The organism is Pseudomonas sp. Seg1, from assembly GCF_018326005.1.
Taxonomy (GTDB): domain Bacteria; phylum Pseudomonadota; class Gammaproteobacteria; order Pseudomonadales; family Pseudomonadaceae; genus Aquipseudomonas.
Genome location: NZ_AP021903.1, coordinates 2,355,921 through 2,369,847, shown reverse-complemented (window position 1 = coordinate 2,369,847; position 13,927 = coordinate 2,355,921). Strand labels below are relative to the sequence as shown.

Annotated in this window: 16 protein-coding genes; 7 read left to right on the top strand and 9 right to left on the bottom strand. The window is 56.6% G+C overall.

The window, feature by feature from the left end; all coding sequences use genetic code 11:
- Positions 1 to 16: 16 nt before the first annotated feature.
- A complete protein-coding gene (locus tag KI231_RS10515; RefSeq protein ID WP_103304914.1) occupies positions 17 to 697 on the top strand; it encodes a hypothetical protein in 681 nt (226 codons plus the stop codon).
- Between the two features lie 164 nt (positions 698 to 861).
- Positions 862 to 1,275: a VOC family protein gene (locus KI231_RS10510; protein ID WP_103304913.1), complete on the top strand. Its 414-nt coding sequence runs from the start codon at positions 862 to 864 to the stop codon at positions 1,273 to 1,275.
- Between the two features lie 56 nt (positions 1,276 to 1,331).
- Here KI231_RS10510 and KI231_RS10505 read toward each other — a convergent pair whose 3' ends face one another.
- From KI231_RS10505 to KI231_RS10485, 5 genes are all read right to left on the bottom strand, one after another.
- Entirely contained in the window at positions 1,332 to 1,661 is a 330-nt protein-coding gene (locus KI231_RS10505; RefSeq protein WP_213028170.1) for a hypothetical protein, read from the bottom strand.
- A 149-nt stretch (positions 1,662 to 1,810) separates the two neighbouring features.
- Positions 1,811 to 2,836: an RNA 3'-terminal phosphate cyclase gene (gene rtcA, locus KI231_RS10500; protein ID WP_213028169.1), complete on the bottom strand. Its 1,026-nt coding sequence runs from the start codon at positions 2,834 to 2,836 to the stop codon at positions 1,811 to 1,813.
- 8 nt (positions 2,837 to 2,844) lie between these two features.
- Positions 2,845 to 3,633, bottom strand: coding sequence for a nucleotidyltransferase domain-containing protein (locus tag KI231_RS10495; protein WP_213028168.1), 789 nt, complete (start codon positions 3,631 to 3,633; stop codon positions 2,845 to 2,847).
- A gap of 14 nt (positions 3,634 to 3,647) precedes the next feature.
- Complete coding sequence (locus KI231_RS10490) at positions 3,648 to 4,874, bottom strand: RtcB family protein (RefSeq protein ID WP_213028167.1); 1,227 nt, start codon at positions 4,872 to 4,874, stop codon at positions 3,648 to 3,650.
- A gap of 338 nt (positions 4,875 to 5,212) precedes the next feature.
- The gene (locus tag KI231_RS10485) at positions 5,213 to 6,760 is read right to left on the bottom strand and encodes an RNA-binding protein (RefSeq protein ID WP_213028166.1); all 1,548 of its coding nucleotides are present in this window, start codon (positions 6,758 to 6,760) and stop codon (positions 5,213 to 5,215) included.
- 204 nt (positions 6,761 to 6,964) lie between these two features.
- Between KI231_RS10485 and rtcR the strand changes: the two genes are divergently transcribed.
- Positions 6,965 to 8,566 carry an RNA repair transcriptional activator RtcR gene (gene rtcR, locus KI231_RS10480; RefSeq protein ID WP_213028165.1) on the top strand — a complete coding sequence of 534 codons (1,602 nt, stop codon included), beginning with the start codon at positions 6,965 to 6,967 and terminating at the stop codon, positions 8,564 to 8,566.
- Between the two features lie 84 nt (positions 8,567 to 8,650).
- A complete protein-coding gene (locus tag KI231_RS10475) occupies positions 8,651 to 8,929 on the top strand; it encodes a hypothetical protein (protein WP_213028767.1) in 279 nt (92 codons plus the stop codon).
- A gap of 104 nt (positions 8,930 to 9,033) precedes the next feature.
- Here the strand turns inward: KI231_RS10475 and KI231_RS10470 are convergent, their stop codons facing one another.
- Positions 9,034 to 9,282: a YceK/YidQ family lipoprotein gene (locus KI231_RS10470; RefSeq protein ID WP_213028164.1), complete on the bottom strand. Its 249-nt coding sequence runs from the start codon at positions 9,280 to 9,282 to the stop codon at positions 9,034 to 9,036.
- 100 nt (positions 9,283 to 9,382) lie between these two features.
- A complete protein-coding gene (locus tag KI231_RS10465; RefSeq protein ID WP_249412114.1) occupies positions 9,383 to 9,589 on the bottom strand; it encodes a YceK/YidQ family lipoprotein in 207 nt (68 codons plus the stop codon).
- A 703-nt stretch (positions 9,590 to 10,292) separates the two neighbouring features.
- Between KI231_RS10465 and KI231_RS29955 the strand changes: the two genes are divergently transcribed.
- Positions 10,293 to 10,451, top strand: a complete 159-nt coding sequence (locus KI231_RS29955) for a hypothetical protein (RefSeq protein WP_249412113.1) — start codon at positions 10,293 to 10,295, stop codon at positions 10,449 to 10,451.
- A gap of 499 nt (positions 10,452 to 10,950) precedes the next feature.
- Here KI231_RS29955 and KI231_RS10455 read toward each other — a convergent pair whose 3' ends face one another.
- Positions 10,951 to 11,127, bottom strand: coding sequence for a hypothetical protein (locus KI231_RS10455; protein WP_213028163.1), 177 nt, complete (start codon positions 11,125 to 11,127; stop codon positions 10,951 to 10,953).
- A gap of 396 nt (positions 11,128 to 11,523) precedes the next feature.
- Between KI231_RS10455 and KI231_RS10450 the strand changes: the two genes are divergently transcribed.
- Together KI231_RS10450 and KI231_RS10445 are read left to right on the top strand one after the other, a co-directional pair.
- A complete protein-coding gene (locus KI231_RS10450) occupies positions 11,524 to 11,739 on the top strand; it encodes a hypothetical protein (RefSeq protein WP_213028162.1) in 216 nt (71 codons plus the stop codon).
- A gap of 544 nt (positions 11,740 to 12,283) precedes the next feature.
- Complete coding sequence (locus KI231_RS10445) at positions 12,284 to 13,738, top strand: tyrosine-type recombinase/integrase (protein ID WP_213028161.1); 1,455 nt, start codon at positions 12,284 to 12,286, stop codon at positions 13,736 to 13,738.
- Positions 13,739 to 13,748: 10 nt separating this feature from the next.
- On the opposite strand, the gene KI231_RS30300 is transcribed toward KI231_RS10445, so the two are convergent.
- On the bottom strand, positions 13,749 to 13,922 hold the full coding sequence (locus KI231_RS30300) for a hypothetical protein (protein ID WP_502937313.1): 174 nt from the start codon (positions 13,920 to 13,922) through the stop codon (positions 13,749 to 13,751).
- Positions 13,923 to 13,927 lie beyond the last annotated feature (5 nt).

Sequence of the window (13,927 nt, the reverse complement as noted above, 5' to 3'; positions counted from 1 at the left end):
AGGAAGAGAGTGCGCCATGGTACTCCAGCGCCGCGATTGGATTTCCAGTGTCGGGTATTCCTCGGCATACTGCCGCGCCCGAACACCACGAAAAGGACTGAGTGTGTTATCCCGCGCCAATTTCTTCTGGTTTTACTACCCTGTCTCCTGGCTAGCTGTACTCGCACTGACACTGCACATCGCCTTTTATGACGTGTACCTGATCTCCCCCAGAGATGTCGGCGGCACTTTCATGGGTGGCATGAACGGTCCCCTGTTTGCCTCCGCGTGGATGCTGACCACAGGGGTCCTGCTGTTGAGTCTGTTACTGCGCTTGCCCGGGTCGATACCTGCCTGTATCGCCGCAGGACTTTTGCCACTGGGCATCGGCACCTGGTGGCTGATCAATTATCCGAACGACGCAGAGCAGCAGATCTACAGCATCACCCCGCATGAAATCGGCAGCACAATGTTCATCGGCGCTGCTCTCCTTGCCCTTGGCCTGTTTCTGCGTTCGCGGCTCAGGAACAACCGCCTTGGGTCTCGTCCTGTATTGATCGGCAAAGCCATCGTAGCCACCCTGATCGCCATTGTGTTTATCGGTGCGCCCATCCGGATCGCAATGCAGCTTTCATTGCCCAACTGTGCATTCGACAAGGATGGACATCAATTGACGATATGTCTGAGTGATGAAGACGAACGCTTTATTGTCGATTGAATGTCAGAACACTGCGCCGTGCTAAGACGTGCACTTTTCATGAGAAAAACGTCTGGAAGACTTCGCACTTCCCGGCGTCCAACGCTCTGCTACGTTTTCACCGCCCATCGCGGAACCCGGCGAACGGTCGCCACTCTCCGCGTCTGACCACTGGGAGCAGAGACATGAGAATCAACCCGTACCTGATCTTCAACGGCGACTGCCGCGAAGCCTTCACGTTCTACGAGCAAGCCTTGCAAGGGAAACTTGAGGCCATGATGACCTTCGGCGAAACGCCGGCCGCCGAGCATGTGCCGAAAGAGCATCACCATCTGATCATTCACACGTCACTGCAAGTCGGCGATCAGTCGATCATGGCCTCGGACACTACGCCCGACCGGCCGACTCAGGGCATGAGCGGATGCTCGATTTCACTGAATGTCGACAGCATCGCTGAAGCCGAACGGGTATTTAACGCATTGGCCAAGGACGGGCGCGTCGACATGCCACTGGAAGCAACCTTCTGGGCCGCACGCTTCGGCATGCTGGTAGATCGTTTTGGCGTGTCGTGGATGGTCAATTGCGAAAGTGAAAAATAACGCTGGCGGTTCGTCAGGCATGAAAAAGCCCAACCGGTTCAGGTTGGGCTTTTTGTTCAGCGCTGGGCCAATTCGTGTCTGACGCATTGCTCGTAATAGGTCTGCTTGACTGCCGCCGGTTTGAGCTTCGAAGCGCTGTTGTAGGTCTGCTCGGTAATGCCCATGGCGGTCATGCGCATCCACGGTTGCTGGAATTTGCGCACCTGCAATTGTTTACGCGCGCCATACAAAGATATCCCTGACAGCTTGGATTGTTGCGCGCCGGCGGCAATATCCGATCCCCAGGCACAGGCAAAGCGATGGCTTTTGCTTAACTCTTTTGCCTGGACTCCCGAGGCAAGAACAGCCAGGGAAAGCGTTGCAACGGCTATGACAATCGTCCGCATATAGCCAACCTAACCTTTTGAAAAAAGGCGATTTTGCCGACGAAGCAGTCACTCGGGGGCCAGCAATTTGCCGCTTTTTGGCAATATTCGGCTACAAAAAAAGGGACAGCGCGATGTCATGATGAAATCCCGCTGTCCCGTTGCATTTGTCAGATCGCACTGACCTCAACCCTTAAACGATCTGGCCCCTCCTCCCGACATTCGACGCTGATCGGCAAAAACTGCTCGATGACGGCGATGTTGCTGTGCAGATGCTCGGTCATGCGCGGCGTGGTAAACGATCCACCACCGGCCAGCGCCATCGGCAACAACAATTGATCAGCGAGGTGTTCGGCCACCGCCGCACCGCTGTGCAACCAGTCCGCCGCCTGGTTGATCGCCGCGTCTGCGACCTTCTCCGCGCGGAGTGAAACCTGACCAAATGCGCTGAACACTTCAGTGACATGCTCAAATGCGTATTCCAGCAACAGCACGTTGCCCGGCCCACGCGCCGGATCGAGCGTGACCTGCTGCAATGCGTCCGCCGGCAGACTCAAACGCTTGGACACTCGATCAAGCTCACGCTCGGCGACAACCGGTGCAAGCCCTGCCGTCAGCGCCGAAGCCTGGGACGAAATGGCCGCACCACGCTCAGACAAGTCCATTCGGACAAGCGCTGACGGCTGCACCCTTGCTTCGATCTCACCGCCCCCTGCCGGTACAAAACCGTGTCGCAGCAGATCCAGCTCAATGTTGGCGCCCATGCGCCGCAGCAATGGCAACCAACTGCGGGTCAGGAAATCCGTCGGCGGTGCCAGCGGATTATGAGTACCGCCGCTGATCCGCACCCGACTCGCCTCGGGTGCGCGCAACAACGCAGGCAACAGCGTCTGCAACACCAGCGTGCAACTGCCAGCCGTACCAATCGCGAATTGGTAATCGCCACCGCGAATCGCTCCCGGCTCGAAACTCAATGCCTGCGAACCCAACTCCGCACCCAGGGTCTTGGCGCCACACACCTCGGCCGCCGCCAGCACCGCCGTCAAATGCTGACGCAACAGTCCCGGACGGCTGCGTCTGGCGCGAATCTGCTTAATGCGAAACGCCCGACCTGTCACCATCGACAGGCTCAAGGCACTGCGTAACACCTGGCCGCCACCGATGGCGCCGTCCAGTTCAATCACTTCCTGTTTCATTGCGATCCTTATGCGTACAGCCCGACGGTATCCCTGAGGTACTGATCCAGCCGTCGCGAGTTTTCCTGAGTTCTTTTTAATGCAGGCACTTCGCGCTCAAGCTCAGCAGCGATGAACCCGTGCAGCGCCGGACGCCGTGGCCCGTAGGCGCTCTCGTCGGCATTGCGTTTAAGCGCAAGCAGTTCGTCGACTTCATCGAGCAATGCGCGATCATCGACCGTGGTCAGCAGATCGGCGAAGGTCATTGGTGGCCGGCCGCGGCCCTGATCGATCCAGCGCACCGCCAGCAGCGGCCGCAGCACGTAGAAGTACTTTTTGAACCGCACGGTTTCGCCTTGCAGGTAGCCGCGAAAGTTCTTCTTTGCCATCGACAGATAATGGCTACGGGCGGCCGGCGGGCTATAGAACGCCTCCGCCAGTTCGCGCAGTTGCCCCACCGCTGCCGTTTCGCTGCGATACACCAAGGGCGAATCGAGCCACTCCAGCAGCGTCGGATTGGACTTGCGCAGCAACCCGAGGGTCTTGCGCAGCTCCCAGCCACTGACGTCGAGTTCGTCGTCCAGCGGTCGCTCGATCACGTCTCGCGGTGTGTCGACCTGAACAAACCAGTCAGGCTTCTCCACGTACACAAACCGTACGTCGTAATCACTGTCGGTCGAGGCAAAGCCCCAGGCCCGACTTCCAGACTCACAGGCATACAACACCGTAACGTTGCGCTCGCGTTCTATGCGCGCCAACTCTTCCAGCACCCGTGCGCGCATCGTGCTGCACAGCGGGTGGCGCTCTTCGAATTCCATGACATCTTTTCCTTTTAACCTTTGACGCACACCACCTGACGCAGGGTGTGCAGCACTTCCACCAGCTCACGCTGGGCGTGCATGACTTTGTCGATGTCCTTGTAGGCCATCGGAATTTCGTCGATCACCGCTTCATCCTTACGGCACTCCACATGAGCGGTGGCGCGGATCTGATCTTCGACGGTGAAGGTGTTCTTCGCCTTGGTGCGACTCATGGTGCGACCGGCGCCGTGGCTGCAGGAGCTGAACGACTCTTCGTTGCCCAGACCGCGGACAATGAAACTCTTGGCGCCCATCGAGCCCGGAATAATCCCCAGCTCGCCCTTCTTCGCCGACACCGCACCTTTGCGGGTGACCAGAATGTCTTCGCCGAAATGCCGCTCTCTCTGCACGTAGTTGTGGTGGCAGTTGACCGCCTCCAACGCCACTTCGAACGGTTTGCGGATGATCTGCCGCGTCGCCTGAATCACCGCTCGCATCATCAACTCACGGTTCTGTTTGGCGAAGTCCTGCGCCCAGCCCACCGCCTCCACGTAATCATCAAAGTGCTGACTGCCTTCTTCGAAGTACGCCAGGTCGCGGTCCGGCAGGTTGGCGATGTGCTGACGCATATCCGCCTGGGCCATTTGAATGAACAGGTTGCCGATGGCGTTACCGACACCGCGTGAACCGCTGTGCAACATGAACCAGACCCGATTGGCTTCATCCAGGCACACTTCGATGAAGTGGTTGCCGCTGCCCAAAGTGCCCAAATGCCCGCGGTTGTTGGTGTTGGCCATTTTCGGATACTTGTCGGTGATCAACTTGAACCGCGGATGCAATGCCGCCCATGCCTGATCGGCCTGTTGCGGAATCTCGTCCCAGGCGCCCTTGTCACGCCGCGACCGGGGTGAACTGCGGCCGTGTGGCACCGCTTGCTCGATGGCACTGCGCAGCCCGAGCAGATTGTCCGGCAGATCGGCGGCAGTCAGCGACGTACGCGCCGCGATCATGCCGCAACCAATGTCCACGCCGACCGCAGCCGGAATGATCGCGCCAACCGTTGGAATCACGCTGCCGATGGTCGAGCCCTTGCCCAGATGCACGTCCGGCATGACCGCCAGATGCTTGAAGATGAACGGCATCTTCGCGGTGTTCATCAACTGTTCGCGTGCCTCGTTTTCGACCGGGACGCCTTCGGTCCAGAGCTTGATCGGCTTGCCGTTGGCGACTTCAAGCAGTTGGTAGGTATGTTCTTTCATTTCTCTATTCTTTATTCATTGGCCGATCATTCGGCGTTGTTCCGTTCGTAGCAGCGACAAAAACACAGACACTGTGGCTCCGCCTGATTTAAGCCCCCGTTGCCGGGGCGGGATTCGAACCCGCGTTTCCTATGGAGTACCTGTCGCATTCGCTGCCTTCACTACAAATAAGGTGGCACGACAAAAGTGGGTGACTGTTGCGCGTTGCGGCGCTCCGGGATTAACCGGACTCCAATGTACAGCCACCCGGCATTCGTGCCGTCACACGCGCTGACAAGGGTTTGATGAGACGTCTTGGATGTAGTCCCATCAGCATTCAGCGCCTGTGATAAATCAATTCATTGCATATTTTCGATCGCTTCAACCCAATGCTGCGCACCGTAATGACCGCGGGTGAACTGCTCGATCACATCAAACACCGCATCGCTGAAACCACCGACATTCAAGATGTCATCGCGATCCGCTGCCTGTGTTGCATGGCCAGGCTGGATATCGATGCACACCAGTCGCGCCTGCGGGTTGATCTGCTTGATCCGCTCCCATTGACGCATCGTCTCACTGGCTCCCCGACGTCGTATGTCGATCCAGGATTCGTTGTCCGATACCAGAATCAGCGTGTCGACCCTGGCCTTACTGTCGGCCAGTTTCGCCAGCGGTGCCGAGCAGTTGGTGCCACCGCCAAAAATACCGGCGAGTTTCTCCGCATTACTGATCACGCTGTCACGCGGGTTGAGCTGGATATCCACCACGCCCACTTCGAACGGCATCACCCGTGCCAGCGGTTGTTTGCGCAATACGGCTGCTGCCACCAGCGCCGCGACATCGATGCAACGCACCACCGAGGTCGCGCCTTGGCGATAACCGGTTGCCGGGCTGCCCATCGAGCCCGAGACATCCGGGCAAACCACCACTGAGCCTTGCAGTTGTGGCACGTTGGCCAACGACAATTCCAGTGCATCCTGCAACGCTTCACGTATCCGCGCTGGAATGTCCTCACCCATCATTCGATAGGCCGCCAGCAACTGGTACGGATACACCCGCGCCTTGGCAACTTCTTGCGGATCCGCCAACCGCGCCGCCACATACTCGACGCAACCTGGCACTTCAAACGCACCGTGGCGAGCCAGAGTGTTGAGGTTGATACGCAGCCCCTGCCAGCCCATGTTGCGAGCCTGAGCGGCCCATTGTTCCTTGCTCAAGGTTTCGTTGCCGAGCAACTGGAACGGCACCGCTGGCACTTCTTCACTGGCACCGCTGCGAAACGCCAGCAGATCGCGGGTCAATTGCGGAAGCGCCTGCACATCCACCGGTTTACCGATCAACCAGGCGAAGAACGCTTCGCGCCAGGCTTCAGCAGGTTTTGGATGAACCATTTTCACGACATCTGCCAACGAAGGCTGATTGCCAATCGATGCTTGCAAGAGTTGGCGTTCAGTCGCGCTGTTCAACCAGTTCTGCACCAATCGCTTCGGCTGCGAACCAAGGGATTTACGCCCGGTCGCACCGCTGCGGAGGATCTGCACAAAGTTGCGCAACATTTTGCCGCTATCGATCACTTGCTCGAAAACCTGTGGCACCAGCATTGAACGCTGAGCGGTCAATGCGGCCAACAGCAATGCCGGCATGTCTTTCATATGGCCTTTTTTACGAGCGTAAATCGCCGCCTTGGCAACGAAGCTACTGTCCAGTTCGGCCACCAGTTTCAACACTTGCTCCAGTTGGCTTTCAGCAGAAGCGTAAAAGGTCTGGTTGAGGCAACCGGTCACTGCCAATTGAGCCAGTTGATGCTTGGGTGTGTAGGCATAGGCCGAGGCACCGGAGGCATTCAGAGTGTCGCAGGCTGGCAAGTGATTCGATTGCGTATTGAAGAGATTCTGGTTGGCCATCGTGGCGTCTCGCTGTGTTGTCCTGTTCGTTGCGATAGGTATTGCAGCCGCTGTGCCAGTTTTGTTTTTGTTTTTTTAATTATTTTTATCTTATTGATTTATAACGGTTTTTATTTTTTAGAGCGCTTCTGCCAATTAAATTCGCGACAAGCCCATCAACGAAAATCTATCATTGGATATCGTCTTTTATCTTCTGAGATAAACATGCCCAACAAACGCACAGTCGCCATCGGTTTTATCGGAGCCACCCTTGATCGCGTCGGTAAAGGCGCCAACCGCTGGAGCCACTGGCGACCCAGCGTAGGTTTGTGCCAACAGCCGGATGTGCTGATCAACCGCCTGGAACTGATTCACGGTGTCGATGCCCGCGATATCAGCCTCGCCGAGCGCGTTCGCGCTGATATCCAACAGATCTCCCCGGAAACCGAAGTGCGCCTGCACCCGATGTCGCTGCGTAATCCGTGGGATTTCGAAGAGGTCTACGGCGCACTGCACGACTTCACCACCGCCTACGATTTCGACACCGAGCAGGAGGACTATCTGGTTCACATCACCACCGGCACCCACGTCGCGCAGATTTGCTGGTTCCTGCTGACCGAAGCGCGCTACCTGCCGGCACGCCTGATCCAGACTTCGCCCGCCAAACGCAAAAGCGAAGACGAACACGCCACCGGCACTCACGCCCTGATCGACCTCGACCTGTCGCGCTATGATCGCATCGCCTCGCGCTTCGCCAACAAACGCCTGGAAGGCCTCGAGTTCTTGAAGTCGGGCATCGCCACGCGCAATGCCGCATTCAACCGCTCCATCGAACAGATCGAACGCGTGGCGGTGCGCTCTAAAGCGCCGATGCTGCTGATCGGCCCGACCGGCGCCGGCAAATCCTTTCTCGCCCGACGCATCTTCGAGCTCAAGCGCAGCCGCCATCAGATGCAGGGCCGCTTTGTCGAAGTGAACTGCGCTACCCTGCGCGGCGACGGCGCAATGTCTGCATTGTTCGGCCACGTCAAAGGCGCATTCACCGGCGCACAAAACGCCCGCGACGGACTGCTGCGGGCGGCCGATGGTGGCATGTTGTTTCTCGATGAAATCGGCGAACTGGGCGCAGACGAACAGGCAATGCTGCTCAAGGCGATTGAAGAAAAACGCTTCTTCCCGCTCGGCTCGGACAAGGAAGTCGACAGCGACTTCCTGATCATCGCCGGCACCCATCGCGACTTGCGCAGCCGGGTTGCTGAAGGCTTGTTCCGCGAGGACCTGTACGCGCGCATCAACCTGTGGACTTTCGACCTTCCCGGTCTCGCGGGACGTCGCGAGGATATCGAGCCGAACATCGATTTCGAGCTGGAACGCCACGCTCGTGAACATGGGCAACTGGTGCGTTTCAACCTGGAAGCACGCCGCCGCTACCTGGCGTTCGCCAGCTCCAGGGAAGCGGCATGGCTGGGCAATTTTCGCGAACTATCGGCGTCGATCACGCGGATGGCGACGTTGGCTGACAGTGGGCGGATTGATGAAGCGCAAGTGCAGGAGGAAATTGATCGGTTGCGCTACGCATGGGGTCTGGCGCAACCCGCAGGCATTACGGATGAGTTGCCGGGAAATGGCGAGAGCATGGATCTGTTTGATCGCCTGCAATTGAAGGGTGTGCTTGAGGTTTGCCGACAGGCCGACAGCCTGTCAGATGCCGGGCGAAAACTGTTTGGAGTATCGCGACAAGCCAAGGCGCAGCCGAATGATGCCGATCGACTGAGGAAATATCTGACGCGATTCGGGCTCGAGTGGAGCGGCATAACCCAATCGTAATGCCTACCACTCGTCCAGCGCCGAGCACCTTTGCCTTCGGCGCACTTCCAATACGGTACACCCCCTGCGTGGAAGGCTTAGATGATGAACAAGAACATGACCGCCCTATCGCTCGCCAGCCTGCTTATCCTCGGCCCGCTCCACGCCTTGGCAACTGAAAAGACAACAGCAGAATCCGCCGCCCCGCCCAATGCTCTGCCAGGCGTCAATCAGTCCAAAAGTTCGCGCGCCAATGATGAGAAGGCCAACAAAAAAGGTGAGGAATCTTCGGGAGGTAATTCCGGGGCGCAGCCGCATGAGACAGAAAAAGATGCAGCCACTTCGAGCGATTCGGAGGACCTCAAGAAGGAGCCGAAACAGTAGCATTCGTTACCGGCAATTGCCGTGCAAGAAGCGTTGGCGCTAAAGGCTTCTTGTACTCTGAGATATGCTGCGCCAAGGCCTCCCTCTGTAGATCGAAATTGACGTCACTGCCTTGGGCAGTCGTCGATATATTGATACTCGAAGGGGAAAAAGACTGTATCGACCACAAACGAAAACGGCGCGTCGATAAGCAAAAAAGGAATCAGCTTTCCGTGGGATGTACCTACTAGCCACCAATCCAATCTCAGGCCAATGTAGGGGCATCGATGCTCGTCGTAATCCAACCGCATCGCAGTTGCCGCACACCCACTTAGACTGGCACTCAAAACCAGCAAAATCACTTTACGCAACACGTAACGTCCTTATCACTCATTCAAAAACTGCGCATCCCGCGACAACAAATAGCCGATGCAATACCACCAAGCGCGGGCTTTGGTGGTTTTTATGCAGGCCCTACAAGCAAGCAGGAACCGCCAGCGTGTCGGCAACCAACGTAAAAGGCAGGTCGATAATGATGAAAGGCCCGATGATTGGCATCAATTCCTTGAACTCGTACTCCGTTCCGTTAAAGCACGAAATAGGGCCATAGGAATTGGCGGCAAACCATGCGCAGCCGTTCAACTGCGAGGTAGCCAAAATCAAGATCAGCTGGCGTAACACTTAACTTCCTTATTACTTATCCGTTGTGAAACTCGCACTAACTCGCAACTAATAACGAGGGCAAGCTCAGTACCAGCAAAAAGGAAGTGAAACCGAATCTGCCACGAAAGTGAACGGCAAATCAATGAGGACAAGGGGGCCGAGAAACTGCGCGAGCACGTACTCGCCCTTGACGCCGTCATAGCAGTCATAGGGAGGGTTCGTAACAGCCCCAAACCAAGCGCAACCACTCAGTGGCGAGACCGCCAGAATCAAGATCAACTTCCGTAGCACGTAACTTCCTTATTACTTTTGCGTTGTTTGCCTCAGAGACGCAGGGGCCGGCAAATCAGGCGGCTTTTTAACAGACCGCTGTTAGGCAATCAACATTCTTTTGGCAGCGCCCGGTAATCACTTATTGACTTCTATAGGTTGATATGTAGCTTTTATAGACTGGCTAAACTGCATATTTTCCTTATTATTCAATGACCTATGTAGGATCTGTGGTCACCTTGCCATGGTGGCGCAATAACTTCGCCTCAAAGTCCCGCGGTGGCAAATGCAGTCGAAGTGCGTGTACTTTCCTCCTCCGGCGTTCTGCCTAGGAACCATCCAAAAATGCTACAGCGCGCTACCTCACCCTCGCCCACTTGGCGCCACGATTACTGTACACACACAAACCTGTACAGCAGATATCGTCATGACTGCAGCCTAGGCACTTCAGATGCACATCGACCAGTTCAAGGCTTCACTGGGTGGCAAAGCGCGTATGCCGGCAGCTCCTGCAGATTTCGCCGGAGTCATCAAAAGCAAGAGGATGATCAGCAGTCTGCGCGACTCCGCCAACTACGAATTGGCCAGGGCAAAGATCGACGCAAGTTAGATTGGCGACAGAATCCGGAGCAATATGGCCAGCCTGGACGAACTCGCCGCCGACTACCTGTCCTGTTCAACTAAGTGCAGCAGTTGGTGATATAGGCAAACGACGACCTGGTCGCGTTGACCAAGGTGCGGATCTCGAAACACCAAAATGTCGAGGAACAGAAAGCCGAAACCCAGCGTGAGCAGATCCGCAACCAGGAGCTGCAATGAATCGAGGCTGAAGCTACTGCTGAGTCTGCACCAGTCGCCAGCCGCGCACCGATGAAAGTTTCTACACCGGCTCAGCCTGCCACGAAGACTGCCAATACAGCCGAAGCATCGGTGAATCTGCAGGCCGAAGTGTTCGATCTGGAGTCGCTGATATAGCCCTCGCCTACGGCCACGCCCCTATTTCGATGCTCACCGTGGATTGGGACAACCTCGACGCGATGGCCGCAGCCCAAGGCGACAAGTTCAGCATGGCCGGGGTGAGGCTGGTTAAGGTGACAGCATGATCCGCCTCAAGCCTTGGTCGATTGAGTGAACATCCAGCCAAATGCAACCACGCCAATGATAGGTCGTATCAGATCCGCTGCTGAGGCCATGCCGGAAAACACCTGTAGCCCGGTTATTACCAACACCGCCAATGCCGCGAGAATGCCAAATGCTGCGATCCAGCGAAAATACCTTGGAAACATTGTGTAACTCCCTTATGAGGGGCGGCATCGTAATCGCATTTAGCCATCACTTCAATCTAGGTGTCGAGATGGATCACGAACTGTCGGGCTAAAGGTTACTGAACTGGCTGTACTTGCCGGCCAGCGGAATTGAAGAGGTAGACCATGGCCAAGAGCAACGCGGAACGTTCAGAGAAAGTCGCGGCGAAGAGGAAGGGCCGCGGCGAAGTAGAGGTTCGGTTTCACAGCCTGCCCGCTACGCGCCAAGCCTTTGCGGAGCTGAGAGCCTGGGGCACTGGCACGGCGGGCGTTGGAGATTGCAGGATGAGCGAAGTCAGCCGGTATTGAGTGGAATGGCGACGGATATCGGTTCGGATTCTCCACAGCGTGGGATCCGAAAGACGACGAGCTGGTGATGTGGCCGGCTTCAAGCGCGTCCAGGACGAGCGTGATGCCCTGCAGGAGCGCCTGAACGCAGCGGATCAGCGGATTGATGTGTTAACCGATCAACAGGCTGAAGCGATCGACCTGCTCAGTACCTCAAAGACGAACGCGAATACCCAGACGATTTCGAGCAGCGTCTCAAAGCCGCAACCCAGCATTAACTCCCCCCTTCAAAGTCAGCCGCTATAGCGGCAAGGACGAAGTCATGACCAAAGAAAAGCTTGCCGCCGAATTGAGCGTCATCCAATACCCGACTACCGCTCTATCACCAAGGAGCAAATTACAGCGACCAAGGTTGCCGGCCTAGTGATTGTCTTCGACGTCAGTGATGACCTGATGGGATTCGAAGGCTCATGAAAAAGTACGATGAGATTCCGAAACGAAAACGCGTCTACTGGGACGAGAACGGCGGCGAAGAATGCTGGCGAGAATTCGGGATCGCAGGAAGCAAGGTGCCTAGTTTTGCGCAGGCACAAAAAAGCCGATCTATCTGATCGGCTCAAGTGTCTGATTTTATTCAGGAATAATGGTCGGGACGGAGTGATTCGAACACTCGACCCCTAGCACCCCATCTCCTTTTTCATACTTCTTGAAAGCTTCCAAAATTTTGCTCTGGATTTTTCCAAGCTAGTATTTACTTGAGCTCCAGCGTTGTTCTGCTCTACGAGAGTCCAGTAACGTCCATCAAGAGCCGACGTTTTTTGTGGGGGTAAAAGTAGGGGGAGTCCGTTTCATGGCCAAAATCACCATCAAAGAACTCGAGTCGCTGACTCCCAACGATGCCGGCCGAATCCTCCGGGAGGATGGCAATCTGGCCGGTCGAATCTCAGTCCGCAAGGACGGTGTGTCGGTCAGCTTTTTCTATCGTTATCGGTGGGGCGACCAGAACAAAGAGTACGCCTGCGGAACCTGGCCGCGCAAATCCCTGACAGACATCCGCAAGGCGCGTAATCAGGCCCGCGCGCTCATTGATGAGCAGATCAATCCCAACGAGCAAAAGAAAACCGCTAAGGCACAAGCATACGCCGCTGCTAACGTAGAGGCTGAACTAGTAAAAACGACGAAGGTGAAAACGCTGACCGTCCAGGATCTGGCCAAGGCGTGGCTGTTGGATGGCGTGGCGCGCAAAGATGGCAATGCTGAATTGCAGCGCCGTTTTAACAAGGACCTTTTTCCGGCACTCGGCAAGACCGCGGTGAGCAGCGTCTCCGAACACGATGTTCGGGCGCTGATCCGGGCCGTGATCAACCGCGGCGCTCACCGGCAAGCCATCAGTTTCTTCGCCGACCTCACTCAGATGTTCAGTTGGGCCAGAAAGCGTCAGCCCTGGCGGGCCTTATTGATCGAGGGCGATCCGACTGAGCTGGTCGACATCTCCCCGCTGATCCCTGCCGACTACGAGGCCGAAAGAAGCCGGATCCTTTCCCCGGCTGAGCTGTTGGAACTTCACAACTGCTTCCAGCAAATGACGGCCGATTACAACGCCCTGCCCGCTGGGCAAAAATACGACGGCATACGGCCGTTAAAGAAGGAAACCCAACTCGCGCTCTGGATCAGTCTGGGCACCCTGTGTCGGATAGGCGAGTTGCTGCAGGCCGAATGGAAAAATGTCGATCTGGACCGGCAAACTTGGTTCCTTCCCAGTGAAAACGTCAAAGGCACCCGGGGCAAGAAACAGGACCACCATGTCTTCCTCTCCCCCTTCGCCTTGCATTTCTTTCAGGAGCTCAAGACCCTGACGGGGGACTCCCAGTGGTGCTTTCCGAACAAGCAGGATGATGGGCATGTAGACGTAAAGGTGGCGAGTAAACAGGTTGGCGATCGCCAGGCCCGGTTCAAAAACCGCAAGGCCCTCTCACGACGGCGTCACGACGATACCCTGGTCCTGGCCGACGGCCAAAACGGCGACTGGACGCCGCATGACCTGCGCCGCACGGGCGCGACCATGATGCAGGCCTTGGGGGTCAGCCTGGACGTCATCGACCGCTGCCAAAACCATGTACTGGCCGGTTCGCGGGTGAGACGACACTACCTGCATCACGACTATGCCGAAGAGAAGAAACGTGCCTGGAATCTGTTGGGCGATCGTCTCAGTGAAGTCTTGTCCGCAACCTACGAGCACACACCGACCGAGTCGATGTTGTCGTTTTCTGCATATACCGGGAATAGTTATTTACCGCCGTCTTAAGTTGGCGTCTTTAGTGTTGAGTCGTCATCAGCGATTGACGACCCCGTGAGAAGTGGAACCGTTGTCCAACTCGCTGTGCCAGTGTAGGGCGTGCCATCGGCAGCCCGGCTCCACCGAAAATATTCTCTAGCCGGTACAGCGCCAAAAGGTCGGCGAACTTCGCCGCCGTTACGTGAAGCAACAATCCTC

What these genes read in the sequence shown, in the direction of transcription:
- KI231_RS10505 (WP_213028170.1), bottom strand. Translation starts at nt 1,661, where the DNA reads ATGCGGACGATTGTCATAGCCGTTGCAACGCTTTCCCTGGCTGTTCTT.
- KI231_RS10510 (WP_103304913.1), top strand. Translation starts at nt 862, where the DNA reads ATGAGAATCAACCCGTACCTGATCTTCAACGGCGACTGCCGCGAAGCC.
- rtcR (WP_213028165.1), top strand. Translation starts at nt 6,965, where the DNA reads ATGCCCAACAAACGCACAGTCGCCATCGGTTTTATCGGAGCCACCCTT.
- KI231_RS10485 (WP_213028166.1), bottom strand. Translation starts at nt 6,760, where the DNA reads ATGGCCAACCAGAATCTCTTCAATACGCAATCGAATCACTTGCCAGCC.
- KI231_RS10490 (WP_213028167.1), bottom strand. Translation starts at nt 4,874, where the DNA reads ATGAAAGAACATACCTACCAACTGCTTGAAGTCGCCAACGGCAAGCCG.
- KI231_RS10475 (WP_213028767.1), top strand. Translation starts at nt 8,651, where the DNA reads ATGAACAAGAACATGACCGCCCTATCGCTCGCCAGCCTGCTTATCCTC.
- KI231_RS29955 (WP_249412113.1), top strand. Translation starts at nt 10,293, where the DNA reads ATGCACATCGACCAGTTCAAGGCTTCACTGGGTGGCAAAGCGCGTATG.
- KI231_RS10495 (WP_213028168.1), bottom strand. Translation starts at nt 3,633, where the DNA reads ATGGAATTCGAAGAGCGCCACCCGCTGTGCAGCACGATGCGCGCACGG.
- KI231_RS10445 (WP_213028161.1), top strand. Translation starts at nt 12,284, where the DNA reads ATGGCCAAAATCACCATCAAAGAACTCGAGTCGCTGACTCCCAACGAT.
- KI231_RS10515 (WP_103304914.1), top strand. Translation starts at nt 17, where the DNA reads ATGGTACTCCAGCGCCGCGATTGGATTTCCAGTGTCGGGTATTCCTCG.
- rtcA (WP_213028169.1), bottom strand. Translation starts at nt 2,836, where the DNA reads ATGAAACAGGAAGTGATTGAACTGGACGGCGCCATCGGTGGCGGCCAG.
- KI231_RS10455 (WP_213028163.1), bottom strand. Translation starts at nt 11,127, where the DNA reads ATGTTTCCAAGGTATTTTCGCTGGATCGCAGCATTTGGCATTCTCGCG.